This is a genomic window from Streptomyces sp. NPDC002573 (assembly GCF_042889625.1).
Classification (GTDB): domain Bacteria; phylum Actinomycetota; class Actinomycetes; order Streptomycetales; family Streptomycetaceae; genus Streptomyces; species Streptomyces gibsoniae.
This window is the reverse complement of record NZ_JBIARC010000013.1, coordinates 66,071-89,109: the sequence shown is the minus strand read 5'-3', so window position 1 is coordinate 89,109 and position 23,039 is coordinate 66,071. Positions and strand designations below refer to the sequence as shown.

The 23,039-nt window shown below is 72.3% G+C and carries 20 protein-coding genes, 1 other RNA gene and 1 pseudogene; 12 read left to right on the top strand and 10 right to left on the bottom strand.

Annotated features, from left to right (window positions below; genetic code table 11):
* Positions 1–111 precede the first annotated feature (111 nt).
* The 3 genes from ACFYX0_RS15280 (at position 112) to ACFYX0_RS15270 (ending at position 3,592) form a co-directional block, all read left to right on the top strand.
* Complete coding sequence (locus ACFYX0_RS15280; protein ID WP_388970563.1) at positions 112–1,422, top strand: cytochrome P450; 1,311 nt, start codon at positions 112–114, stop codon at positions 1,420–1,422.
* 233 nt (positions 1,423–1,655) lie between these two features.
* A complete protein-coding gene (locus ACFYX0_RS15275) occupies positions 1,656–2,795 on the top strand; it encodes a cytochrome P450 (protein ID WP_388970456.1) in 1,140 nt (379 codons plus the stop codon).
* Positions 2,792–3,592 carry an enoyl-CoA hydratase/isomerase family protein gene (locus ACFYX0_RS15270; protein WP_355907720.1) on the top strand — a complete coding sequence of 267 codons (801 nt, stop codon included), beginning with the start codon at positions 2,792–2,794 and terminating at the stop codon, positions 3,590–3,592. The genes ACFYX0_RS15275 and ACFYX0_RS15270 overlap by 4 nt, the downstream gene beginning before the upstream one ends.
* 65 nt (positions 3,593–3,657) lie before the next feature.
* On the opposite strand, the gene ACFYX0_RS15265 is transcribed toward ACFYX0_RS15270, so the two are convergent.
* From ACFYX0_RS15265 to ACFYX0_RS15255, 3 genes and pseudogenes are all read right to left on the bottom strand, one after another.
* On the bottom strand, positions 3,658–4,965 hold the full coding sequence (locus ACFYX0_RS15265; protein WP_388970454.1) for an MFS transporter: 1,308 nt from the start codon (positions 4,963–4,965) through the stop codon (positions 3,658–3,660).
* 197 nt (positions 4,966–5,162) lie between these two features.
* Positions 5,163–5,567: RNase P RNA component class A (rnpB, locus tag ACFYX0_RS15260), an RNA gene on the bottom strand.
* A 51-nt stretch (positions 5,568–5,618) separates the two neighbouring features.
* Positions 5,619–6,193, bottom strand: a pseudogene (locus ACFYX0_RS15255) (Uma2 family endonuclease).
* 187 nt (positions 6,194–6,380) lie between these two features.
* Here ACFYX0_RS15255 and yaaA point away from each other — a divergent pair.
* Positions 6,381–7,181: a peroxide stress protein YaaA gene (yaaA, locus tag ACFYX0_RS15250; RefSeq protein WP_388970453.1), complete on the top strand. Its 801-nt coding sequence runs from the start codon at positions 6,381–6,383 to the stop codon at positions 7,179–7,181.
* Between the two features lie 82 nt (positions 7,182–7,263).
* Positions 7,264–7,959 carry a bifunctional 4-hydroxy-2-oxoglutarate aldolase/2-dehydro-3-deoxy-phosphogluconate aldolase gene (gene eda / locus ACFYX0_RS15245; protein WP_388970451.1) on the top strand — a complete coding sequence of 232 codons (696 nt, stop codon included), beginning with the start codon at positions 7,264–7,266 and terminating at the stop codon, positions 7,957–7,959.
* On the opposite strand, the gene ACFYX0_RS15240 is transcribed toward eda, so the two are convergent.
* Genes ACFYX0_RS15240 through ACFYX0_RS15230 form a run of 3 tightly spaced genes read right to left on the bottom strand, consistent with a single transcriptional unit; the run spans position 7,934 to position 10,809 of the window.
* Positions 7,934–9,190, bottom strand: coding sequence for a bifunctional RNase H/acid phosphatase (locus tag ACFYX0_RS15240; protein ID WP_388970449.1), 1,257 nt, complete (start codon positions 9,188–9,190; stop codon positions 7,934–7,936). The genes eda and ACFYX0_RS15240 overlap by 26 nt on opposite strands.
* Positions 9,191–9,202: 12 nt before the next feature.
* A complete protein-coding gene (locus tag ACFYX0_RS15235; protein ID WP_388970561.1) occupies positions 9,203–9,946 on the bottom strand; it encodes a zinc ribbon domain-containing protein in 744 nt (247 codons plus the stop codon).
* Positions 9,943–10,809 carry a Nif3-like dinuclear metal center hexameric protein gene (locus ACFYX0_RS15230; RefSeq protein WP_388970447.1) on the bottom strand — a complete coding sequence of 289 codons (867 nt, stop codon included), beginning with the start codon at positions 10,807–10,809 and terminating at the stop codon, positions 9,943–9,945. The genes ACFYX0_RS15235 and ACFYX0_RS15230 overlap by 4 nt, the downstream gene beginning before the upstream one ends.
* Before the next feature lie 253 nt (positions 10,810–11,062).
* Between ACFYX0_RS15230 and ACFYX0_RS15225 the strand changes: the two genes are divergently transcribed.
* The 3 genes from ACFYX0_RS15225 (at position 11,063) to ACFYX0_RS15215 (ending at position 14,278) form a co-directional block, all read left to right on the top strand.
* The gene (locus tag ACFYX0_RS15225) at positions 11,063–12,610 is read left to right on the top strand and encodes a hypothetical protein (RefSeq protein WP_388970445.1); all 1,548 of its coding nucleotides are present in this window, start codon (positions 11,063–11,065) and stop codon (positions 12,608–12,610) included.
* 48 nt (positions 12,611–12,658) lie between these two features.
* On the top strand, positions 12,659–12,823 hold the full coding sequence (locus tag ACFYX0_RS15220) for a hypothetical protein (RefSeq protein ID WP_355907703.1): 165 nt from the start codon (positions 12,659–12,661) through the stop codon (positions 12,821–12,823).
* A gap of 297 nt (positions 12,824–13,120) precedes the next feature.
* Entirely contained in the window at positions 13,121–14,278 is a 1,158-nt protein-coding gene (locus ACFYX0_RS15215; RefSeq protein ID WP_388970443.1) for a LuxR C-terminal-related transcriptional regulator, read from the top strand.
* On the opposite strand, the gene ACFYX0_RS15210 is transcribed toward ACFYX0_RS15215, so the two are convergent.
* The 3 genes from ACFYX0_RS15210 to ACFYX0_RS15200 all read right to left on the bottom strand — a co-directional run bounded on the left by ACFYX0_RS15210 (position 14,250) and on the right by ACFYX0_RS15200 (position 17,282).
* Positions 14,250–15,221 carry a 3-oxoacyl-ACP reductase gene (locus tag ACFYX0_RS15210; RefSeq protein ID WP_388970441.1) on the bottom strand — a complete coding sequence of 324 codons (972 nt, stop codon included), beginning with the start codon at positions 15,219–15,221 and terminating at the stop codon, positions 14,250–14,252. The genes ACFYX0_RS15215 and ACFYX0_RS15210 overlap by 29 nt on opposite strands.
* 35 nt (positions 15,222–15,256) lie before the next feature.
* Entirely contained in the window at positions 15,257–16,342 is a 1,086-nt protein-coding gene (locus ACFYX0_RS15205; protein ID WP_388970439.1) for a Zn-dependent alcohol dehydrogenase, read from the bottom strand.
* A gap of 64 nt (positions 16,343–16,406) precedes the next feature.
* Entirely contained in the window at positions 16,407–17,282 is an 876-nt protein-coding gene (locus tag ACFYX0_RS15200) for a MaoC/PaaZ C-terminal domain-containing protein (protein WP_388970437.1), read from the bottom strand.
* 280 nt (positions 17,283–17,562) lie between these two features.
* On the opposite strand from ACFYX0_RS15200, the gene ACFYX0_RS15195 reads away from it, so the two are divergent.
* The 3 genes from ACFYX0_RS15195 to ACFYX0_RS15185 are packed head-to-tail and all read left to right on the top strand — an operon-like array spanning position 17,563 to position 20,471.
* Positions 17,563–18,474, top strand: a complete 912-nt coding sequence (locus ACFYX0_RS15195) for an ATP-binding cassette domain-containing protein (protein ID WP_388970435.1) — start codon at positions 17,563–17,565, stop codon at positions 18,472–18,474.
* Entirely contained in the window at positions 18,474–19,190 is a 717-nt protein-coding gene (locus ACFYX0_RS15190; protein ID WP_388970559.1) for an ABC transporter permease, read from the top strand. Before ACFYX0_RS15195 ends, ACFYX0_RS15190 begins: the two co-directional genes overlap by 1 nt.
* A 12-nt stretch (positions 19,191–19,202) precedes the next feature.
* Positions 19,203–20,471: a sensor histidine kinase gene (locus tag ACFYX0_RS15185; RefSeq protein WP_388970433.1), complete on the top strand. Its 1,269-nt coding sequence runs from the start codon at positions 19,203–19,205 to the stop codon at positions 20,469–20,471.
* Here ACFYX0_RS15185 and ACFYX0_RS15180 read toward each other — a convergent pair.
* Entirely contained in the window at positions 20,449–21,933 is a 1,485-nt protein-coding gene (locus ACFYX0_RS15180) for an alpha-L-arabinofuranosidase B (RefSeq protein WP_388970557.1), read from the bottom strand. The two genes, ACFYX0_RS15185 and ACFYX0_RS15180, sit on opposite strands and share 23 nt — an antisense overlap.
* A 305-nt stretch (positions 21,934–22,238) precedes the next feature.
* On the opposite strand from ACFYX0_RS15180, the gene ACFYX0_RS15175 reads away from it, so the two are divergent.
* Positions 22,239–22,871 carry a response regulator gene (locus ACFYX0_RS15175; RefSeq protein WP_388970555.1) on the top strand — a complete coding sequence of 211 codons (633 nt, stop codon included), beginning with the start codon at positions 22,239–22,241 and terminating at the stop codon, positions 22,869–22,871.
* The last annotated feature ends 168 nt before the right edge of the window (positions 22,872–23,039 follow it).

Genomic DNA, 23,039 nt, shown 5'->3' with positions numbered 1-23,039 from the left:
CCGCCTTTCGACACCACCGCCCGGGGCGCCGAGCGCTCCGGGAACTCAAAGGAACATCTCATGGACCTTCAGCATTCGGCCGCCGTATCGGGCGTCCCGGCGAGATGCCCCATGCATGGCCAGGACTTCGCCGACGACCCCCAGGGCGTGTACGACGCCCTGCGTGCGTTCGGGCCCGCGGCCCCGGTCGAGCTCGCCCCGGGCGTGGACGCGACCCTCGTCACGGACTACCAGGCGGCGCGGACCGTTCTGCAGAACACCACGGACTTCAGCCGGGATCCCCGCCGCTGGAAGGCCCTCAACGAGGGCCGAATAGCCCTGGACAACCCGGTGCTGCCGATGATGGCGTACCGTCCGAACTGCCTGTTCACCGACGGCGCCGTCCATCTCCGGCTGCGCAAGGCCGTGACGGACAGCCTCGACCGGCTCAACATCGGCAGGATCCGCCGTGACGTCGAGCCCATCGCGGCCTTCCTGATCGACCAGTTCAGCGAGCGCGGGCGCGCCGACCTCCTCAACGACTACGCCAAGCTGCTGCCACTGCTGCTGTTCAACCGGCTCTTCGGCTGCCCCGCCAGCATCGGCGACCGGCTCACCAGCTCCATGTCCGCGATCTTCGACGGCAAGGACGCCCTCAAGGCCAACGAGGAGCTGACCGCCTGTCTCATGGAGCTGATCGCGCTCAAGCGGCGTGAGCCCGCGGACGACGTCACCTCCTGGCTCATCCAGCACCCCGCCGGGCTGAACGACGAGGAGCTCAAGGACCAGTTGGTCATGCTGATGGGCGCCGGCGTCGAGCCCGAGCGCAACCTCATCGGCAGCGCTCTGCTCCTGCTGCTGTCGAGCGGCTCCTCCGCCCGCGGCGCGGGGATGCTGACCGAGGAGGCGCTGGACCACGTCCTGTGGAACAACCCGCCCATCGCCAACTACGCCACCCACTACCCTGTCCACGACGTGGACCTGGGCGGCGTTCCCGTCGAGGCCAACACCCCCCTGGTCATCAGCTTCGGGGCGGCCAACAACGACCCCTCGCTCCGGGAGGCCCGCCAGTCCCTGAGCAAGGGGGCGCACCTGGCCTGGGGTGCCGGGCCGCACGCCTGCCCGGCGAAGTCGCCGGCCACGGTGATCGCCCTGACCGCGATCGAGGCGATCCTCAACGCGCTGCCGGACCTCACCCTCGATGTCCCGGCGGAGCATCTCCAGTGGCGCCCGGGTCCCTTCCACCGTGCGCTGGTCGCCCTGCCCGTCCGGTTCACGCCGACCCCCGGCACCCGGGTGGCCGCGCTCCACGCCCCCGCGCAGACCACGCGCACGGCGGCGGCGGAGCCGCCGCGGGCCCGCACCGCACCGGTCCCCCGTCAGGAGACCAGGCCGGCCAAGAAAGGGTTCTGGAGCACCTTCCTCGACGTGTTCCGCGTGTGAGGCACGGAATGTGACAGGGGCAACACTCAGCGGGGCATGACCCAAGGTCGTGGAAGGGTAGATTCCGCCGGAATCACTTCGGTAACGCCCCGCCTAAGGAGCCCCGCGTGACCGCTGTTGACGACATAGGTGGCATAACCAACGACCGCCGCGCCGTCATCTCAGTACTCCGGCGTCTTCGCTCCACCGACGGACAACACACCCCACCCCCCGTCTGGGCAGAGCTACGCGCGTTGGGAGACGTTGTCCCCGCCCCCTGGGGCGGCTACTTCATCACCGGTTTCGAGGCATGCAGCCAGGTCCTGCGCGGCAGGAACTGGCTGGTGCCCGACATCGCGTGGCAGGAGCGGCAGCCCGATCCGGAGCGCTGGCAGTCCCTGGCCATCCAGGAGATGAGCCACGTACTGTCCCGGCTCAACGCTCCTGTCCACACCTGCCAGCGCCGCGCTCTCGGCAATCTCTTCGACCGTCACACCCTCGACGCCATGCGGCCCGACATCGAAGAACACGTCGACGAGCTCCTCGACGACCTCGACGCACTGCTGCGCGACCACGGCGAGGCCGACTTCGTCGCCGCCGTCAGCGAGCAGCTGCCGGTCCGCACGGTCGGACGCTGGCTCGGCATCCCGCCCGAGGACCACGCGCACATCCTGGACATCACCCACCGGCAGGTGCACGCCCAGGAACTCCTGCCCACCAAGAGCCAACTCGACGTCTCCGCCGAGGCGACGCTCCGGCTCCGGGATTATTTCACCGACCTCGTCCGGCAGCGCCGCGCCCGTCCCGGCAACGATGTCGTCTCCGGCTGGATCCGCCACTGGGACGCCGAGATGCCCGGCGACCAGGAAGCCGCGGACCGCCTCCTCTACTACCTGACGATGTTCATCACCATCGCCTCCCTGGAGACCTCCGCGACCCTGCTCTCCGTCGCCGTCCGGCTCCTGCTGGAGGACCCGGCCCGCTGGGACTGGCTGCGCCGCCACCCCGAGCACATCGACGACGCCATCGACGAGGCCCTGCGCTACGACCCGCCCATCCACCTCAACACGCGGGTCGCCGCCGACGACACCGTCCTCGCGGGCGTGCCCATCGCCAAGGACACGATGGTCCACGTCCTGTACGGCGCCGCCAACCACGACCCGCGCCGCAACGAGAACCCCCACACCTTCGACATCCTCCGCAGCAACCGCGGCCATCTCACCTTCGGCGGTGGAGCCCACTACTGCCTCGGCGCGGCACTCGCCCGGCTCGAGGCCCAGACCTTGCTGACCCGTCTGCTGAATCGATTCCCGACCCTCCGACTCACCGCCGGACCCTCCTACGCCCCCCGTATGGTCTTCCGGCGCGTGACCTCCCTGAAAGTGACGACATGAGTGCCCTGCCCACCCCCACCAGCCAGTCCCTCAAGACGCTGCGGACCGACCGGCAGGGACCCGTGCTGTCCATCGAGCTGAACGCCCCCGACCAGGGCAACACGGTCACCGAGACCCTGCTCGACGAACTGCTCGACGTCCTCGACGCCCAGGACGCCGGCACCCGGGTCATCGTGCTCTCCGCCGCAGGCCCCGACTTCAGCCTCGGGGGAGACCGCACCGAGTACGCCGAGCACCTGGCCGAGGATCCGGCGGGCAGCGGCATTCGCGCCTCGGGCGTCAAGGCGCGCCGCGTCTGCGCGGCCCTCACCGACAACCCGGCCGTCACCATCGCACGCGTCCAGGGCAAGGCCATCGGCGCGGGCCTCGCCCTCGCTCTCGCCTGCGACCTCAGGGTCGCGGCCGACACCGCGACCTTCCGGCTCCCGGAACTCGCCCTCGGCCTGCCCACCGCCTGGGGCGGACTGCTCCCCCGGCTCCTGGCCGAGGTCGGCGCCGCCCGCGTCCGCGAACTCATCCTCACCAGCCGCGCGTTCACCGCCCAGGAGGCCCTGACGCTCTCCGTCCTCCAGAACGTCGTACCCGAGGAAGACCTCGACGCGGCGGTGGCGGCCTGGTACCGGCCGATCCTGCGCCGCTCCCCCACCGCTCTGCGGGTCAACAAACTCCTGCTCAACGCCCACGCCGCGCCCTCACGCCTGGCCGACGCCTCCACCCTCGACTCCGAGCTGATGGCATCGGTGCTCGCCGAGGCCGAGTACACCCGGGGCCAGCGGCGCACCGGGCATCTGGTCTGAGCGGTCCTACGGCACGGCGACGCGGTCAACGCGCCGTCGTGCTTTTCCGTGTACGGCCGCCGCGGTCAACTCCGGTCCGCGGGGCGGCGGTCCGGGGGGAACACGTCGGCGACTCGGGGCGAGGAGAGGGCCGTCAGTCGCCGTAGGCCGGCCCGTCGCTGCACCAGGCTCAGCCCGGTGACCCCTGCGCCGAGCGCCAGCCAGCCCGCCGGGCCCGCCGTCATCACCGCGCCGGTCAGGAGCAGGGGGCCCACCGACTTCTGCACCGACTGGGCCATCCCGGCCACTCCCAGATAGGAGGCCCGGGCCCGTGGCGGTGCCAGGCTGACCGCAAGCTCCCAGGAACTCACCGAGCGCATCAGTTCGGCGAGGGTGACCAGCATCGCGGCCGCGAGCATGGCGAGTGAGGCCGACCAGGCCCCACCGCCGGTGGCGGTCGCCAGTACCAGGCAGCAGGCGAACAGGATCACGCCGTACCAGCCCACGGCCGCGGCCGCCCCGCCCGGGCCCTCGACCCATGCCGAGACCCGCAGTTGCAGAACCACCACGAGCACGGTGTTGAGCACCAGGAAGGCGGGGACGACCGCGTGCGGCGCGCTGGTGTGGTGCACCAGCCACAGCGGCAGGCCGACGTTGAGAACCGAGTCGTCCAGGTTCATCGGGATGTCGAGCAGGACGAAGAGGAGATAGCCGCGATCCCGCCAAGGGCTGGGAGCAGTTGACGGTACGTCGACGACCACGCCGTCGCCCTGCGCCACGACCAGCCCGTGGCCGGCCGGCTCCCGGGTCCGCCAGACCAGTGCGGCGGCCAGGACGAAGGAGAGTGCGTCGGCCAGGATCAGCGCGCGGTAGGCGTTCGTGGTGCCGACGCCGAGGCCGATCGCGGCGATGCCCGCGCCGACCGCGTATCCGGCGTTGGCCACACTGCGGGACAGCGCCTGGTAGGTGGCTCGTTGCTCGCCCGCGACCCGGGTGGCGAAGAGCATCTCCAGCGTCTTGGCCGCTCGCTCCCCCAGGCACGTCACGGCGACCACGGGCAGCAGGGTGGCGAAGTCACGGGCGACCAGCAACAGGCCCATCGTGCCGAGCCGCAGCAGATGACAGCCGATCAGCAGACCACGCACCGGGAACCGTTCGGCGGCGCGCCCGGCCAGCGGTGACCCGGCTATCCCGGCGACCGCCCCGACCCCGAGCAGCAGTCCGAGCCGGCGCGCGTCCAGCCCGCTGACGAAGGTGAAGTACAGCACGGAGGCCGCGGCCCACACCCCGGTCCCGGTCCGGTCCACGCACTGCGCGAGCAACATGATCCGCGCGTCCCGCCCACCCGGCGGCCGCCGCAGCTGCGCTATCAGTCCGTCCCCGGCCCGTGACATGGCTGACCCCGTTCCCCCGCCCGAATAATCTCGACATCAAGATACTTGATGTCGACAGACTTCGCAGCCGATGGCGGGGACGGCGGGGCGGTGGCTCGCCGACACTGCGGCCGAGACTGATCCCGAGTGCGCCCAGAAACGCCGGATGCCCCGGAGGATTCCTCCAGGGCAACAGTTGGCGCGCGTCGATCGAGCGGCAGACGAGTCGGGCTGTACGCCGGGTTCTGTCCCGGGGGGTCCTCGCGGGCCCCTCGGTGACGGCCATCCATCTAGGGCCGACGTTGCCGCCGGCCTCGTGCGGTCTACCCGCGGACTCGGGCGAGCAGCCCTCCGACGTCCGCGCAGGGCGCCTGTTACAGCGGCCCCTTTTGACCTTGCTCCGGGTGGGGTTTACCTAGCTGCCCAGGTCACCCTGGGCACTGGTGGTCTCTTACACCACCGTTTCACCCTTACCGAGGACCGAGGTCCCCGGCGGTCTGTTTTCTGTGGCACTGTCCCGCGGGTCACCCCGGGTGGCCGTTAGCCACCACCCTGCCCTGTGGAGCCCGGACGTTCCTCGGGAAGGTCCACAAGAACCTCCACGCGGCCGTCCGCCCGGCTCGTCTGCCGTAGCGACCATGGTACCGGGCGGCCAGGACCTCCCGGTCCGGCGGTCAGCGGAACGCCGCCGTCTCCAGCTCGAAGGCGAAGGGCTCCGGCAGGGTCAGCGGCTTGCCGAAGGGGATCGTGCAGTGCTGGCGGTAGTCGTCGCGCTCCGGATCGCTGAACAGCGTGAGCGAGGAGTCGTCGCGGTCGCCAGCAGATAGAGCGGGATGCCGCCGCGGGCGTAGCAGCGCCGTTTGCCCTCGGGGTCGATCCCGGGCTTGGTGGACGTCACCTCCAGGACCATCGCGACGCCGTCGCAGGGCATCCAGGAGCCGGCACCCCGAAAGATCCGCAGTTCCCCGGGGGCGAATGTGCCGTCGGGGATCACGTGGTCCCGTGGGCAGCCGCCGCCGCGGAGTTTCAGACCTTTGTTCCCTGAGGAGTCCATGTCGGTCCGGGACCGACGGATCACCTGCTTCATGATCAGGCTGATGCAGTCCTCGTGGTCCCCGTCCGGCGGCGGTGTCACCACGATCCCGCCCTCGACCGGTTCGGCCCGGAAGCCCTCCGGGGTGTCGATGCTCCGGAAGATCTCCAGCAGGCCCTCCGCCGGCGTGAGCGGCCCATGGGCCTCGGCAGTCATGTCACGCCCCTCCTTCGGTCGCTCGCCAGACTGTGGCGTCGGAAGATCGCCTGTCCGAGGGATCGGCGACCGTTCCCTCGATCGTGGGCCGGGCGCATGGGCTCCTCCGGCCCGGGCGCCAAGGCCCCTCACCCGTCCGACCCCGTAACCTGGCGCGAGTCCCGCTGTTCGGTATCGAGGAGAATTCGTGCTCGTCCTGCTGCCGCCCTCCGAAGGCAAGGCCCCCTCAGGGAGCGGTGCCCCGTTGGAGCTGGAGTCGCTGTCGCTGCCCGGGCTGAGCGCCGCGCGGGAGGCCGTGCTCGGTGAGCTGGTGGAGCTGTGCTCGGGGGACGAGGACAAGGCGCGCGAGGTGCTGGGGATCGGCGAGGGGCTGCGCGGGGAGGTCGCCAAGAACGCCGGGCTGCGGACGGCGGGGGCGCGGCCCGCCGGGGAGATCTACACCGGTGTGCTCTACGACGCCCTCGACCTCGGTTCGCTGGACGCGGCGGCCGCCCGGCGCGCGGCCGGGTCCCTGCTCGTCTTCTCCGGCCTGTGGGGGGCGGTCCGCATGACGGACCGCATTCCCTCGTACCGCTGCTCGATGGGGGTGAAGCTGCCCGGTCTGGGCGCCCTCGGCGCGTACTGGCGTACGCCGATGGCCGGGGCCCTGCCCGCCGCGGCCGGCGCCGGGCTGGTGCTCGATCTGCGCTCCTCCGCCTACGCGGCCGCGTGGAAGCCGAAGGGCGAGGTCGCCGGGCGGACGGCGACCGTGCGGGTGCTGCACTCCCGGATGGTGGACGGGGTGGAGAAGCGGTCGGTCGTCAGCCACTTCAACAAGGCCACGAAGGGGCGGATCGTGCGCAGTCTGCTGACGGCGGGGGCCGTGCCGAAGGACCCGGCGGAGCTGGTGGAGGCGCTGCGGGACCTCGGGTACGCGGTGGAGGCCGAGGCACCGGGCCGGGCGGGCAGGGCGTGGACGCTCGACGTGGTGGTGACCGAGATCCACTGAGGCGCAGCGGCTTGCACGAGCGGTCGTTGCAGCATGTGCAACGACCTTTGCGCATAGTGCTTTCCGTGGGCAGGATGAGGCCATGGCCTCACCCCTGCCCCCGTCGGCGTCCGCGCTCTCCGTCCTCGACGTCGCGCCCGTCCTCCCCGTGGTCGTGGTGACGGACGCCGCCGACGCCGTCCCGCTGGCCCGCGCCCTCGTGGCGGGCGGGCTCCCGGCCATCGAGCTGACACTGCGGACCCCGGCCGCGCTGGAGGCGATCCGGGCGGCCGCGGCCGAGGTCCCGGGCGCGCTGGTGGGGGCGGGCACGGTCCTCACGCCGGGGCAGGTCGGCGACTGTGTGGCGGCGGGCGCGCGCTTCCTCGTCAGCCCGGGATGGACGGACGCGCTGCTGACGGCGATGCAGGCGTCCGGGGTGCCGTTCCTGCCGGGGGTCTCGACGACATCGGAGGTCGTCGCGCTCCTGGAACGCGGCGTCACGGAGATGAAGTTCTTCCCGGCGCAGGCCGCGGGCGGCACGGCGTATCTGAGGTCGCTGGCCGGACCGCTCCCCCGGGCGCGCTTCTGTCCGACGGGCGGGATCGGCCCGGTGAACGCCCCGGACTATCTGGCGCTGCCCAACGTCGGCTGCGTGGGCGGGACTTGGATGGTGCCCCAGGACGCGATCGCGGCCCGGGACTGGGCGCGGATCGAGGGGCTGGCCCGGGAGGCGGCGGCGCTGCGGAAACAGACCCCTCCCGGCCGGCGGGCGTTCAGCGCAGGTGGGACGTGTCGTTGAGGAGGCGGACGCTCGCGTTGCCGTCCGCGTAGTACGCCACCGCGGTCAGCGAGGCCGCCGACAACTCCATGCGGAACAGCGCCTGCGGGGGCGCCTCCAGGGCGAGGCGGACCAGGGTCTTGATCGGCGTGACATGCGAGACGAGCAGGACCGTACGGCCCGCGTACGCGGCGACGAGCCGGTCCCGCGCCGCGGCGACCCGGCGGGCGACGGCTGCGAAGCTCTCGCCGCCGCCGGTGGGTTCGGCCTCCGGGTCGCGCAGCCAGGCGTTCATGTCGTCCGGGTACCGCTCCCGCACCTCGCCGAAGGTGAGGCCCTCCCAGGCACCGAAGTCGGTCTCCCGCAGCCCCTCCTCGATGCCCACCTCGCACCCGAGCCGGGCGGCGACGGCCTCGGCCGTCTCGCGGCAACGGGCGAGGGGCGAGGAGACGACGGCCTGGACGGTCCCGCGCGCGGCGAGCACCCCGGCGGCCAGTTCCGCCTGGCGCCGGCCGACGTCGGACAGCGACGGATCGCTGCCGCCGCTGCCGGAGAACCGCTTGAGCGGGGTGAGCGGGGTCTCGCCGTGCCGCAGCAGCACGAAGGTGGTCGGGGCGCCGAGGTCGGGCGGGGCGGCGGCGACGTAGCGGGCGGCCCGCACATCGGCCGCCGTGGAGCCGACGGTACGGGCGTCCCCCGGCGCGGTGGCGGTGGCGCCCGCCAGGGCCGCACGGGCCTTGGCCGCACCCACGGCCGCGTCGCCCGGCGGGCCGGCCGGTTCGGGGAGGGTGACGGCGCGCGCGTCCGACTCCGCGGTGGACCGGGACGGTTCCCACCGCTCCCCCCGGCTCCCCGCGTCCATCGCCTCGTTGGCGAGCCGGTCCGCGTGCTTGTTCTGCTCGCGCGGGATCCACTCGTAGGTGACCTGCCCGGCCGGGAACAGGGCGGCGGCCTGCATGGCCAGCGGCCGCATCGCCGGATGCTTGATCTTCCAGCGGCCCGACATCTGCTCCACGACCAGCTTGGAGTCCATGCGGACATGCACCCGGGCGGCCGGGTCCAGCTCGTGGGCCGCGCTCAGACCGGCCAGCAGCCCCCGGTACTCGGCGACGTTGTTGGTGGCGGTACCGATGAACTCGGCCCGCTCCACGAGCGTCTCGCCCGTCGCCGCGTCCAGCACCACGCTGCCGTAGCCCGCGGGCCCCGGGTTGCCCCGGGAACCGCCGTCGGCCTCGACGATGAACTCCCGCACGCCCGACGCCTCTTACAGACCGGACTCGGACGTACGCACCAGGATGCGGCGGCAGTTCTCGCAGCGGACGACCGTGTCGGGGGCGGCCCCGCGGATCTCGTTCAGCTCGGTGATCGCCAGCTCCTGACGGCAGCCCTGACAGGTGCGCTGGTACAGCTTGGCCGCGCCGATGCCGCCCTGCTGCTCGCGCAGCTTGTCGTACAGCTTCAGCAGGTCCGCGGGCACCGAGCCGGCGACGACCTCGCGCTCCTTCGACACCGTCGCGGCCTCGCCGTCGATCCCCTCGAAGGCCGTGTCCCGGCGCGCGGTCGCGTCGTCGATCCTCGACTGCACCGACGCGACCCGCTCGGTCAGCTCGGCGACCCGCTCCTGCGCGGACTCGCGGCGCTCCATGACCTCCAGGACGACGTCCTCCAGGTCGCCCTGGCGCTTGGCGAGCGAGGCGATCTCGTGCTGGAGGTTCGCCAGGTCCTTCGGCGAGGTGACCGCACCCGAGTCGAGCCGCTGCTGGTCACGGACGGCGCGCTGACGCACCTGGTCCACGTCCTGCTCCGCCTTGGTCTGCTCGCGGGCGGTGTCGCTCTCCTCGGTCTGCGCGGCGACCAGCAGGTCGCGCAGCTGCGTGAGGTCCTTGGTCAGCGACTCGATCTCGGCGTGCTCGGGCAGGGACTTCCGCTTGTGCGCGAGCTGCTGCAGGCGCACGTCCAGGGCCTGTACGTCGAGGAGTCGGATCTGGTCGGCGGGCGCGGCGTTCAGTTGGGGGCTCCAGGGGTCTTCGTCGGGTTGGACGACGCCGCGTGGGCGGTCCAGGGGTCGGTGACCGTCTTCGAGACGTGGACGCGCAGGTCCCATCCGTGGCGGTCGGAGATCTCGTCGAGCTGGGCGGCGGCCAGCTCGCACCAGGGCCACTCGGTGGCCCAGTGCGCCGCGTCGAGCAGCGCGAGAGGACGGTGGGCGTCGGCGGCCATGAACTCCGACGCGGGGTGATGGCGCAGGTCCGCGGTGAGGAAGGCGTCGACACCGGCCGCGCGGACGTCGTCGAAGAGGCTGTCGCCGGAGCCGCCGCTGACGGCGACCGTGCGCACCAGCGCCTCGGGGTCGCCGGCCACCCGGATGCCCTGCGCGGTGGCGGGCAGCCGCTCGGCGGCGCGGGCGGCCAGCTCGCGCACGGTCACGGGGTGCTCCAGCTCGCAGATCCGGCCGAGGCCCCGGCGGCCCTCCGGGTCGGTCGTGTCCGGGACCAGGGGGCGTACGACCCGCAGGTCGAGCGCGCCGGCGAGGGCGTCGCTGACGCCGGGGTCGGCCCGGTCGGCGTTGGTGTGGGCGACGTGCAGCGCGATGTCGTTCTTGATGAGGGTGTGCACCACGCGGCCCTTGAAGGTGGAGGCCGCCACCGTCGTCGTACCGCGCAGATAGAGCGGGTGGTGCGTGACCAGCAGGTCCGCGCCCAGCTTCACCGCCTCGTCGACGATCTCCCGGACGGGGTCGACCGCGAGCAGGACCCGGGAGACCTCCTGGTCGGGGTCGCCGACGACGGTGCCGACCGCGTCCCAGGACTCGGCCCGCTCGGCGGGCCACAGGGTCTCCAGCGCGGCGATGACTTCAGACAGACGGGGCACGGGGAAAGGCTACCTGCCCCAGGTCCCTGCCCGGCCGGTCACGGGTGACTCCCCGGGCCGGACGCGTCCCGGGCGCCCCGTGCCGAGTGCCGGGGTTGTGCACGGGTGCGGTGCGCGCCCTCTTGTGCAGCACAGCCGCCCCTGTTTCCTCAGGCGATTGGCTGCACGAACACCCTTATGTGTGAAGCGAGCGTCCGCGCAGGTCACGTCCGTGCGTACGAAAACTAGCTTCGTCGCCGGAGGTGACCGAAAGATGACGGCCTGTGCCTTCGAGTCCGCCACGGCGGACGGGAACGAGTGGGCGACCCGGCCCGGATGTGTGATCACCGCGGACGGGTCCTACGCGGCCCGTCTCGCCCTGAGCGGTGTGTCCTGGTATCCGGAGCGCTGGACCCTGGACGGCCCCGAACCCTACGCCGTACCGCTGCCCGGCAGTCAGCCGGAGGAACCCGGCACCGGGGTCCAGCCGCTGGCCGACGGCCGGGTGCTGATCCACCGCCTCGTGGCGGGGCGCCATCTGTTCTCGCTGCTGTACCCGGCCGGACCGGGGACTGGCGAGCTGCCGCTGGGTGCGGTGGACGACCCCGGGGAGGGGACCCGGCTGGAGCTGCTGCCGCCCGCGCCGACGGGCGACCGGGCGTTCGCGCTCGCGGTGGGCCCGCGGTCCACCGCGGTGTGGCTGGTGGCGGGCGGGGCGGCCGGGCCCGAGCGCCTGGCGGAGCTGCCCGGCCGGTGCACGGGCGGGGCCTGGCTGGACCGGGCCGGCCGGCTGCTGGCCCTGGACCGCACCCGGGACGGGGGTCCCACGAAGACGGTGGTGGTGGATCTGGCGCGGGGCGGGGAGGTGTCGCCGCTGCTGCAGATCGCGGACGGGAGCAACGACCGGCTGCTGCTCGCCGATCCGGACAGCGGACTGCTGCTGATCCGTTCCGACGCGCCCTCACCGGGCCGGGAGCGGCTCGGCTGGGGGGTGCTGGGGAGCACGCTGCCGGTGCGCTTCCCCGACTGTCTGCGCCTGGACTGTCCGGTGACCCCGTTCGCGATCCAGCCGGGGCAGGTGCTCACACCGGAGAGCTGCGCGGTGGCGCTCAGGATCGACGGGGCGGCGGGCAGCTGGATCGGGGTCTGGCGCCCCGCGCACCGCAGGATCCTGCATCTCGCCGCGCCCCAGGGGTGGTTGGCCGGGGCGGGGCTGTGGACCCGGGAGGGGGAACTGCGGCTGCCGTTCACCACGGATGCGGAGCGCTGCGGGGTGGCGCGGCTGGAGGCACCGGTGACGACGGTCGAGCCCCCGGCACGGGAGCAGGGGCCGGTACGACCGGTACCGCTGCAACAGGCGCCCCTGCAACGGACGTCCTCCCGTCAGGCGCCTTCCCGTCATACACCGTCCCGACAGGCGCCGTCCCGACAGGCGCCACTGCAACGGACACCCCAGCAACAGGCGCCCTCCCCCCGGGCGCCCTCGCCACAGACACCCCTGCACCGCCCGCCGACAGCACAGCCCCCGACCACAGAGCCGATGCCGAGCCCGTCGATGCCGAACCCGTCCGTGCCGCACCAGCCGGCGCCACCCCCACGCCCCCGCAAGACCCCCGCATCGGCCGGCGTCTCCCTCCGCCGCACGCTCACCTGGCCCCGCCCCGACCCCGGCAGCACCACCGGCACCGGACGGTCACGGCCCCCGGCGGCAGCCCTGCCCACAGCCGAGGCGGCCTCCGCACTCCCCGGCCCGGACGCCGTCACTACCCCCGACACGACGGTCGTGACAACCCCTGTCACAACTGTCACCGCAGCCCGTTAGACTCGCCCGGCTGTACGAAGGATCATGTTGACGGGGTGAACACTTCTCATGAGCGACACCAGCACCGCATCGCCGCTGTCCGCCGAGGACCAGGACGCCCTGGTTCACGGCCGGCACCGTGGCCCGGTCTCGGCCGAGGACCACGAGGCGGCCCCGCACGGCCGGCACCGCAAGCCGGCCGGGCAGCAGGGGGCATCCGACACCGCGGCCTGACCGGCACGAGGGAGCGCGAACCGTCGGCGCCCACCACCATGGGCGCGCCGACACCCCGGTGAGCGCGGTCGACGCACCGGACACGGCCCCGCCCGTCGTACGACGGGCGGGGCCGTTCCGTACGGGGCTCCCCCGTGCCCCCGGCGGTGGCGGCACCCGCGACTCCCCCTTGTCGCGTCGTGCGTCGACCCCCACAATCGAGACCCCACGGTACGGAGCGCTACATCACGGCGGTATCCCAGATTGCTGGGATACGGCGGCGGTCTCCGGCACCACGGCACCACCCGGGACGCGCCGATGATCCTGTCCGAGACCGTCAGACGCCTGGAGCGCGCCCTGCGTGGCGCGGCCGGCGCCCTCTCCGTACTCGACCGCACCGCCGAGGTCCTGCTCGACGCCGTACCGGCCGATGTGTGGTGCGCGGTGATCCTCGACCCCGCCACGCTGCTGGACACCGGCGGACAGCACGCCCACGGCTTCCCGGAGGGGAGCATGCGGCGCCTGTTCGAGATCGAGCACGTGGAGCAGGACGACATCGACAATCTGCGGGCTCTCGCTCGGCGTTCCGGCGCGGCGAGCCTGCTGAGCCGCTCCACGCACGGGCGCCTCGACGACAGCAAGTACTACCGGGAGATCCTCGAACCGCTCGGCCTGGCGGACGAGTTACGGGTCCTGCTGCGGCACGGCCCGCACACCTGGGGCCTGTTCGTGCTGTGCCGCGACACGCACTCCCCGCCCTTCTCACCCGCCGAGTTCGCCGCCGCCGAGGCGCTGAGCGTGCCCGCGTGCGCGGCGCTGCGCCGTTCGCTGCTGTTGTCGGGGGTGGACGGCGTGGACTCCCGCCCGCTGCCGGACGCCCCGGGCTGGGTGGTCCTCGACGGCGACTTCAGGGTGCGGCGGATGTCCCCGACCGCCCAGCACTGGATCGACCAGTTGCAGGAGGCGAACGCCCAGGACGCGATGCCCGACGGGGGTTCCGGGCCGGTGGGCTCCGGCCACTACGTCCTGCGGGCCCTGGCCGTGCGGGCGCGCGGTGAGACCGCCGGGGCCGGGGCGCACGTCCGGGCGCCCACGGGCGCCGGGCGGTGGATCTCGCTGCGGGCCTGGCCCGTCGAGCAGGGCGGCGAGCCGACCACCGTCGTCTCCGTGGGCCCGACCGAGCCCGCCGAGCTGACCCCGCTGGTCCTGGACGTCTACGGGCTCACGCCACGCGCCCGGCAGATCGCGCAGAAGATCCTGGTGGGCCGCTCGACCGGTGAGATCGCCCGCGACCTCGGGGTGAGCGAGTACACCGTGCAGGACCATCTCAAGCAGGTGTTCGACAAGGTGGGGGTGCGCAGCAGGCGGGAGCTGGTTGGCGAGCTGTTCTTCCGGCACTATCTGCCGCAGCTCGCCCACCCGCCGCTGGCCACGGACGGCCGGCTGCTCAGCGATCCGCCGCCCCCGCGTGTCTGAGCCCGAGCACCTCGGCGGCCGCGAACGTCTCGCCCGGGGGCCGCTGCGCGTAGTGCGGGGTGAGCAGCGCGTCGAGTTCGTCGTAGGTGAAGACATCCTGCCCGGTGTCGAACCTGGCCTGTATGCGGGGCCGTTCGACGATCGCGACCATGCCGCCGTGCACGACGAGAAGCTGCCCGTTCACCTGTGCGGCGGCCGGTGCCGCGAGATAGCCGACGAGCGGGGCGACATGCTCGGGGGCCAGCGGGTCGAGGCCCTCACCGGGCCGCTGAACCCCGGCGAAGACGTCCTCGGTCATCCGGGTGCGGGCGCGCGGGCAGATCGCGTTCGCCGTCACCCCGTACCGGGCGAGCGCGAGGGCGGTGGAGGTCGTGAGTCCTACGATCCCGCCCTTGGCTGCCGCGTAGTTGGGCTGCCCGGCGGATCCGGCCAGGAACGCCTCCGAGGACGTGTTCACGATCCGCCCGTACACCGGGCCGCCAGCCGCCTTGGCCCGGGCCCGCCAGTGCGCGGCGGCGAAGCGGGTGGTGTTGAAGTGGCCCCGGAGATGGACCCGGATCACCGAGTCCCACTCGTCCTCGGACATCGAGAAGACCATGCGGTCGCGCAGGATGCCCGCGTTGTTGACGAGGATGTCCAGCGGACCGAACTCCGCGACGGCGAACTCCACCAGCGCGCGGGCCTGTTCATGGTCGCCGACGTCCCCGCTGTGGGCGGCGGCCCGGCCGCCGGCCGCGCGGATCTCGGCGACGACCTCCTCGGCGGGTGCGGCGGAGGCCGCGCCGGAACCGTCGCGGCCGGACTGTCCGTAGTCGTTGACGACGACCGACGCGCCGAGCCGGGCCAGTTCCAGCGCCTCGGCCCGGCCGAGGCCCCGCCCGGCACCCGTGACGATCGCGGTCCGTCCCTCGAGGGGCCGTGACGGCAGTGATGGCGGTGTCATCAAGTTCGGTTCCCTTCCCGTCCCTTCGCGGAGGTTCAGATCTCGATGCACGTACGCAGCGCCGTACCGGTCCGCATCTGTTCGAGTGCCTCGTTGATCCCGGCCAGCGGCACCCGGTGGGTGATCAGCCCCTCCAGGTCGATCCGGCCCGCCCGCCACAGCGCGATCGTCCGCTCGTAGGAGCGCAGGACGTCCCCGCCGCCGTACAGCGAGGGCAGGATCCGCTTCTCGTCAAAAAACAGCTCGAACATGTTGAGCTTCAGGAAGTCGTCCAGTGCGCCCGCGCCGACGACCACCAGGGTGCCGCCGCGCCGGGTGTTCTCGTACGCGGTCCGGGCGGTGGCCGACCTTCCGACGACCTCGAAGACATGGTCGAAGCCCTCGCCCCCGGTCACCTGCTGCCTGGCGTCGGGCAGCCCGTCCGGGGCGACGGCCCGGGTGGCGCCGAACCTCAGGGCCGCCTCGCGGCGGGAGGCGACCGGGTCGACGGCCACGATCTCGGCGGCTCCCCTGAGCCGGGCGCCCTGGATCACGGACATGCCGACGCCTCCGCAGCCGATGACGGCGACCGACGAACCGGCCGCCATGTCCGCGGTGTTGAGGGCGGCGCCGAGCCCGGTGGTCACCCCGCAGCCGATCAGGGCCGCGATGTCGAAGGGCACGTCGTCGGGGATGGGCACCGCACAGCCCGCGTCGACGACGACCTCCTCGGCGAAGGTGCCGGTGCCCGCGAAGCCGAACAGGTCGGCGGAACCGCCCGTGGTGCGCCGGAAGTTGGGAGTGGCCGCGTTCATGAACCCGGCCAGGCACAGCTCGGTCTGCCCCCGCCTGCACGCGGGACAGGCGCCGCAGGCGGGCAGCCAGCACACCACGACCCGGTCACCGGGCTTCACCCGGCTCACACCCTCGCCGACTTCGAGGACCTCGCCCGCGCCTTCGTGTCCCGGCACGAAGGGGGCGGGCTGCGGCAGTACGCCGTTCATCGCGGACAGGTCCGAGTGGCACAGCCCCGTGGCGCGCACCCGGATCCGCACCTTGCCGGGCCCGAACCCCGCCGCCTCGATGTCGTCGAGCACCTCCAGCTTGTCCTGGCCGATCTCGTGCAGTACGGCTGCGCGCATGGTGCGGCTCCCCTCGGAGTACGGAACTCACAGGTCCGGAAGTGCCGGCCGGCCGGGCCGGCACTCAGGTGTGCTCGACGACGGTGTCGGCGAGCACGGGCGCGTCGTCCCGCTCGACGGCGCTCACGGCCACCCGCACCGCGCCGTCCCGCCGCCACATACGGATGCGCAGGGTCTCGCCGGGGTACACGACCCCGGCGAAGCGCGTGACGTAGGAGCGCACGCGGGTGACGTCGCCGTCGAACAGGGTGTCGACGACGGCCTTGAGCGTGCTGCCGTAGGTGCACAGGCCGTGCAGGATGGGCCGCTCGAATCCGGCGAGCTTGGCGAACTCGGGGTCGGCGTGCAGCGGGTTCCAGTCGCCGGAGAGGCGGTAGAGCAGGGCCTGGTCCTCGCGCAGCGGCCGTTCGACGGTCCGGTCGGGCTCGCCGGTGGGCGCGTCGAGCCGCAGGGAGGGCCCGCGGTCGCCGCCCCAGCCGCCCTCTCCTCGTACGAAGATCTGGGAGTCGTTGGTCCACAGCGGGCCGTCGGCGTCGGCGACCTCGGTGCGCATCACGAGGACGGCCGCCTTGCCCTTGTCGTACACGGCGGCGACGCGGCCGGTGGCGGTGGCGGTGCCCGCGACGGGCAGGGGGCGGTGCACGGTCAGGGACTGGCCGCCGTGCAGGACGCGGGCGAGGTCGACCTCGATGCCGGGCAGGGACAGTCCGCGGATCACGGCGGGCGCGCCCGCGCCGGCGACGGTGGCGAAGCTCGGCAGGACGTGCAGCCGGGACTCCAGGGTGTAGCGCAGCTCGTCGGGGTCGGTGGCGGGGCAGTCCTTGTCGGGGCGGGCGCCCGCGCCGATGCCGAGGTGGTACAGCTGGACGTCCTTGTGGTCCCAGGTGATCTCGCTGGATCGGGGTTCGGCGGCGAGGGCCTTGGCTGCGTCGATGGGCATGGGGCTCCTGACACTCGCGGGGATGACCCCGGTGCGGCCGTCCGCACCGTCGGCCGCACCGGGGTCGTCACGGGGCCGCGGGAACCCGTCCGTTCTAGAACGCGTTCCAGTACGGCAGACCTCTGTATAGCCCAGGGCCCCTTGCTTGTGAAGGCTCCTGACATAGCGTCAGTTCTACGGGCGGCACCGCGCCGGGCCCGTCGGCCATGACATTTGTCCTGCCCGAGTCCGTACAACAGCATCTGCCGGACGCACCTGGGCAGCCCGTAGCGTCGGGGACATGACGAAGAAGACCGGGACACCACCTGCCGTGTCCTTCACGGGGGCGGTCAAGACCTACGGGACCGTACGCGCCGTCGACGGTGTCGACCTGGAGATCGGGACGGGCGAGACGGTCGCCCTGCTCGGCCGCAACGGCGCCGGCAAGTCGACCACGATCTCACTGCTGCTCGGCCTGAACGAGCCCGACTCGGGCACGGTGGAGCTGTTCGGCACCTCCCCGGAACGGGCCGTGCGCGCGGGCCGGGTGGGCGCCATGCTCCAGGAGGCGCGGGCCGTGCCCCGCGTCACCGTCCGCGAGCTGGTGTCCTTCGTGGCCGGGCGCTACCCCGACCCGCTGCCCGTGAACCGGGCGTTGCAGCTGGCCGGGATCACCGAGCTGGCGGGGCGGCGCGTGGACCGGCTCTCCGGCGGACAGACCCAGCGGGTGCGGTTCGCGGTGGCGCTCGCCGGAAACCCGTCGCTGCTCGTGCTGGACGAGCCGACGGCGGCCCTGGACGTGGAGGCGCGGCACGCCTTCTGGGACTCGATGCGGGCCTACGCCCGGAGCGGCCGCACCGTGCTGTTCTCCACGCACTATCTGGAGGAGGCGGACGCGTACGCCGACCGGATCGTCGTCATCGACCGCGGCCGGATCGTGGCCGACGGCACGGGCGAGGACCTGCGGCGGTCCGCGGGCGGCAACCTGGTCTCGATCGACCTGGCGGGCCGTGCCACCGACGGGCTGGACCTGCTTCCCGGCGTGCGGTCGGTGGAGATGCGCGGGGACCGGGCGCTACTGCGCACCGACGACTCCGACGCGACGGTGATCGCCCTCGCCCGGCTGGACGCGATACGCGGCCTGGAGGTCGCCCCTGCGTCGCTGGACGACGCGTTCCTGGCCCTGACGGCACGCGAGAAGGAGACGGTGTGATGTGGGACTACCTGCGGCTCGAGGTGCGCCGGACCCTGCGCGACGTCGGCTTTGTGATCGGCGGGGTCGCGATGCCGGTGATGATGTACCTGCTGTTCACCAACATCGGTGACAACGACGGCGCCTGGAAGGCGGCGTCCATGGTGGGCATGGCGGCCTACGGCGCGGTCGGCTCGGCGCTGAACACCGGCGGCGGGGTCGCCGAGGACCGTGCCATCGGCTGGCTGCGGCAGCTGAGGGTGACCCCGATGACCCCGCGCCAGGTCGTCGTCGGCCGGGCCCTGACCGGTGCGGTGACGGTCCTGCCCGCGATCGTCGCGGTGCTCCTGGCGGGCGCGCTGGTCAACGGGGTGCGGCTGGCCGCCTGGCAGTGGGCGGCGATCGCGCTGCTGCTGTGGTTCGGCTCACTGCCCTTCACCCTGCTCGGGCTCGGCAACGGCTACCGGATGACCGCGCAGACCACGGGCGTGACCAACATGGTGTGCAATCTGGGGCTCGCGGTGCTCGGCGGTCTGTGGTTCCCGGTCACCCTGTTCCCCGGCTGGCTGCGCACCCTGTCCGCGTACACCCCGACCCATGGTTTCGCCCAGCTCGGCACGGCGGTCGCCGACGGCCACGCCCCGGCGCTCACCGCGGTCGTGATCCTGACCGCTTGGCTGCTGGCCTTCGGTTCGTACGCTGTCCTGTCGTACCGCCGGAGCGCGGCGACCAGCTGAACGGGGAGAGAGATGTCCTGGATGCGCGGAATTTCCTGGCAGTGCGGTGCGTGGCAGCTCGCGCGCGAGGCGTACAGGAAGGACATGCGGCAGTTCCGGGCCAGGCAGAAGACGGCCCAGAAGTGCGACGAGATGCCGGGCCCGCCACCCAGCGGATTCACGCTGCTGCCCTGGCTGCTGATGGGGTTGGGCGCCTTCTCGAACCTCTTCCAGGACAAGTCCACGAACCCGTGGATCGGCGCTCTGGGTCTGCTCGCCTTCAACTCGCTCTACATCTACGTGACCTTCCGCGCCTTCGACAAGAGCAGGCGCGAGGCACGGTCCACCAGGGTGGCGCTGCTCCTGCTGGGCGTGGTGACCTGCGCCCTGGCCATCGGATACGGCGGTACCTGGCTGTTGTTCTTCCCGCTGCTCGGCCTGGCGACGGGCGCGATCGTGCGCGGCCCCTGGCTTGGCAAGGCCGCTCTGGGGCTGGCCGCACTGGCCGGCACCGTCTCGGCCGTACGCGACGGCTGGAACGCGATCAACGTCACCTACGGCACCTTCCTGTCGACGATGGTGACGGCCGCGATCCTCTCCCTCGCCGAGGCCGTACGGGAACTGCGCGCCGCCCGCGAGGAGCTGGCCCGGCGTGCGGTCGAGGAGGAGCGGCTGCGCTTCTCCCGCGATCTGCACGATCTGCTCGGCCACACCCTCTCGGTGATCGTCGTGAAGTCGGAGGCGGCCCGCCGACTCGCCCCCAGGAACATGGAGGCGGCGCTCGCGCAGGTCACGGACATCGAGTCGGTCGGCCGCCAGGCGCTCACCGAGATCCGTGAGGCGGTGACGGGCTACCGCGAGGGCAGCCTGGCCACGGAACTGGACCGGGCCCGCTCCGCCCTGACCGCCGCCGGCATCGAACCCCGCGTACGCCGGTCGGGCGCTCCCCTGGCCCCCCAGGCGGAGGCCCTGCTCGGCTGGGTGGTGCGCGAGGCGGTCACCAACGCGGTGCGCCACAGCGGTGCAGCCCACTGCCGGATCACCATCGAGGGCACCCCCGAGCGCGTGCGTCTGACGGTCGACGACGACGGGGCCGGGGCACCCGCGCAGCCCGCCCCGGAGGGCGTCGGCGGCACCGGTCTGCAGGGACTGACCGAACGCCTCGCGGCGGCGGGCGGCTCCCTGCGGGCCGGCCCGTCGCCGCGCGGCGGCTTCACGGTCACCGCCGAGCTCCCCGTGGACGGCGAGCGCCCCGCGGAGCCGGTGGAGGTGTCGTTGTCTACGGCGCCCAGGGCGACGTGACCGCCCAGCTCACGTCGTCCGTCCACGAGGTGGCGCTGTCCCAGGTGTTGGAGCCGCCGTCACTCGCGAGGTAGAGGCCGTAGTCGTAGTGGCGCAGATACTTGCTCGGATAGTTGTACGACGCGAACGACGTCCCGGTGCCGCTCCTGCCGGTCACCGGGCAGAACGTGGCGTCGGCCCGGAACAGCGCGCTGCCGTTCATGGGCTGCCGGTAGAGCCGGAAGTTCTGGTGCCGGAGGAAGTCGCCCGGGTAGTTCCTGGACTCGAAGGAGACGCAGGAGCTGTCGGCGAGGCCGCGGCGGACGATCCAGGTGGCGTCGTTCTTGTCGAGAACGGAGCTGCTCGACGTCACCGAGGAGATGACCGCCGCGCCGTCCTGGTGACGGATGTAGTCACCGGTGCAGCAGGAGGTGGTCGCGCGCAGCGAGATCTCCGAACCCGGGGTCAGCGTGCCGGTGGAGCCGGTCGGGCCGCCGTAGCCGACGGAGACGATGTTCGCCTGCACGGCGTTGTCGGCCGCGTCCGTCGGGATGCCGGCGGTCATCACGCCCTCGAAGAAGGACCCGATGGAGCCGTTGCTGTTGTCGCCGCCCGTGCCCAGGACGATCGCGCCCTCCTGCTTCATCGGGGAGTAGCCGCCGCCGTTGACGCTCGGCTCGGGGCCGGAATACGTCGTCGTGAGAGCGCCCGTCTGGGAATTGCCGTATTTCAGCGCGAAATGGTCCTGACCGTTGTTCTTGAGCAGCGCGGTCACGAACGGCAGCGGGCCCGTGCCGGTGTTCGCCGTGTTCTTGCTGTAGCCGGAATCCGACTGGAACAGCCCGTTCTCCAGATCGGCCTGCACCCAGGGGCCCTGGCCGTAGCAGGGCGCGAACCAGCACTCGGTGCCGAAGTTGATGGCGTCCATGTGGCCGTTGCCGGTGTCCGTGTTGTTGGTCTCGGCGTTGCCGTAGTCGAAGCAGCAGCTGCCGTTCACATGGGTGCCGGAGGTCACCATGTACATCCCCTCGGCCTGCCCGTTGACCGCGACCCCCGAGGTCGAGTTGTCTCGGTAGCCCATGCCGGCCGAGATCTCCAGGCCGTAGACCTGGTGGCCGCCGACGGTCACCGGCAGCGCGTCCGCGGGCGCCCCGACATCGGCCGCGCCCGCGCCGCCCGCACCCTCGACGGTGAGGTCGTTGTGGCGCGCGGACTGGTCGTAGATCTTGGAGATGAGGCAGGTCGTCCCGGCGCAGAAGGAGTCCTGGGCGGCCGCGTCGGCGTAGCCGCCGGCCGACAGCACGCCGATGTTCGCCGTCGCGCCGTCCGAGGCGCGCTGCACCTGGTAGAGCGGGCCGTCGTACGCCGAGTACAGCGCCCGGACGAGGCTGTGCGCGGCGACGCAGGGCGTGCCGGCGGCGGCGTAGATGTCGCACGGGAGCGAGCCCGCGGCGGCGGCCCCGGGCGCGCCGGCGGCGAGCATGACGACGGCTGCCACCGCCGCGAGCGCGGCTGTCACGGCTCTGCGGAGTCGTAAGAGCACGGTGTTTTCCTTTCGTTCCGAGAAGGGCGGTCAGGCACCTGGTCGAAATACCGGACGTTGTTCGGACGAGATACCGAACGATTCCCGGATCTGAAATGCCGAACAATGCGGGAAGGCGGGATCGGCACAGGAACGACAAAGACAGGTGCCGAATGCCGAGCCGATTGTTTTCCCGGCTTTCCGGTCCGTCAAGACGCAGGGATCACAACGGCACGGTGTTTCCCTAGGATTGGGCCGTGAACGAGATGCCCCGGGACCACCGGCCCGCCCCGTCCGTCCGTGTCCTGCTCGCCGAGGACCAGGGCATGATGCGCGGCGCCCTCGCCCTGCTGCTCGGCATGGAGGCCGACATCGAGGTCGTCGCTCAGGTCGCGGCGGGCGACGCGATCGTGGACGCCGTACTGACCCACCGCCCCGACGTGGCCCTCCTGGACATCGAAATGCCGGGCATGAGCGGCCTGGACGCGGCGGCCGTGCTGCGCGAACAGGCCCCGGACTGCCGGGTGCTGATCCTCACCACCTTCGGCCGGCCCGGCTACATGCGCCGCGCCATGGAGGCGGGGGCCGCGGGGTTCCTGGTGAAGGACGGGCCGGTGGAGGAGCTGGCCGCCGCGATCCGGCGGGTGCTCGCCGGTGAGACCGTCATCGACCCGGGGCTGGCCGTGGCGGCGCTGAGCGCCAAGCCCAATCCGCTGACCGCGCGCGAGTGCGATGTCCTGAAGGCGTCCGTGGACGGGGCGACGGTCGCCGACATCGCCGCGAAGCTCCATCTCTCCGAGTCCACCGTGCGCAACTACCTCTCCTCCGCCATCGGCAAGACGGGCACCCGCAACCGCATGGAGGCGATGCGGGAGGCCCGGCAGCAGGGGTGGCTGTAGGGAACGAGTGGGGCCGGATTGCCTGACGTCGGGTCAGTTCATCACGGGATGGTCAAGGATTCGTTAGCGGGCCAAAGCAACGGAATAGTTGCCCGTGCATACGAGGTTTACCCGGCACTTATCGCACGCGGATCGCGTCGAACCGACCTCGTCCGCACGTCTTCACTT

What these genes read in the sequence shown, in the direction of transcription:
- ACFYX0_RS15280 (WP_388970563.1), top strand. Translation starts at nt 112, where the DNA reads ATGCATGGCCAGGACTTCGCCGACGACCCCCAGGGCGTGTACGACGCC.
- ACFYX0_RS15270 (WP_355907720.1), top strand. Translation starts at nt 2,792, where the DNA reads ATGAGTGCCCTGCCCACCCCCACCAGCCAGTCCCTCAAGACGCTGCGG.
- ACFYX0_RS15265 (WP_388970454.1), bottom strand. Translation starts at nt 4,965, where the DNA reads ATGTCACGGGCCGGGGACGGACTGATAGCGCAGCTGCGGCGGCCGCCG.
- eda (WP_388970451.1), top strand. Translation starts at nt 7,264, where the DNA reads ATGGCCTCACCCCTGCCCCCGTCGGCGTCCGCGCTCTCCGTCCTCGAC.
- ACFYX0_RS15225 (WP_388970445.1), top strand. Translation starts at nt 11,063, where the DNA reads ATGACGGCCTGTGCCTTCGAGTCCGCCACGGCGGACGGGAACGAGTGG.
- ACFYX0_RS15220 (WP_355907703.1), top strand. Translation starts at nt 12,659, where the DNA reads ATGAGCGACACCAGCACCGCATCGCCGCTGTCCGCCGAGGACCAGGAC.
- ACFYX0_RS15215 (WP_388970443.1), top strand. Translation starts at nt 13,121, where the DNA reads ATGATCCTGTCCGAGACCGTCAGACGCCTGGAGCGCGCCCTGCGTGGC.
- ACFYX0_RS15210 (WP_388970441.1), bottom strand. Translation starts at nt 15,221, where the DNA reads ATGACACCGCCATCACTGCCGTCACGGCCCCTCGAGGGACGGACCGCG.
- ACFYX0_RS15205 (WP_388970439.1), bottom strand. Translation starts at nt 16,342, where the DNA reads ATGCGCGCAGCCGTACTGCACGAGATCGGCCAGGACAAGCTGGAGGTG.
- ACFYX0_RS15200 (WP_388970437.1), bottom strand. Translation starts at nt 17,282, where the DNA reads ATGCCCATCGACGCAGCCAAGGCCCTCGCCGCCGAACCCCGATCCAGC.
- ACFYX0_RS15195 (WP_388970435.1), top strand. Translation starts at nt 17,563, where the DNA reads ATGACGAAGAAGACCGGGACACCACCTGCCGTGTCCTTCACGGGGGCG.
- ACFYX0_RS15190 (WP_388970559.1), top strand. Translation starts at nt 18,474, where the DNA reads ATGTGGGACTACCTGCGGCTCGAGGTGCGCCGGACCCTGCGCGACGTC.
- ACFYX0_RS15185 (WP_388970433.1), top strand. Translation starts at nt 19,203, where the DNA reads ATGTCCTGGATGCGCGGAATTTCCTGGCAGTGCGGTGCGTGGCAGCTC.
- ACFYX0_RS15180 (WP_388970557.1), bottom strand. Translation starts at nt 21,933, where the DNA reads ATGCTCGCCGCCGGCGCGCCCGGGGCCGCCGCCGCGGGCTCGCTCCCG.
- ACFYX0_RS15175 (WP_388970555.1), top strand. Translation starts at nt 22,239, where the DNA reads ATGCCCCGGGACCACCGGCCCGCCCCGTCCGTCCGTGTCCTGCTCGCC.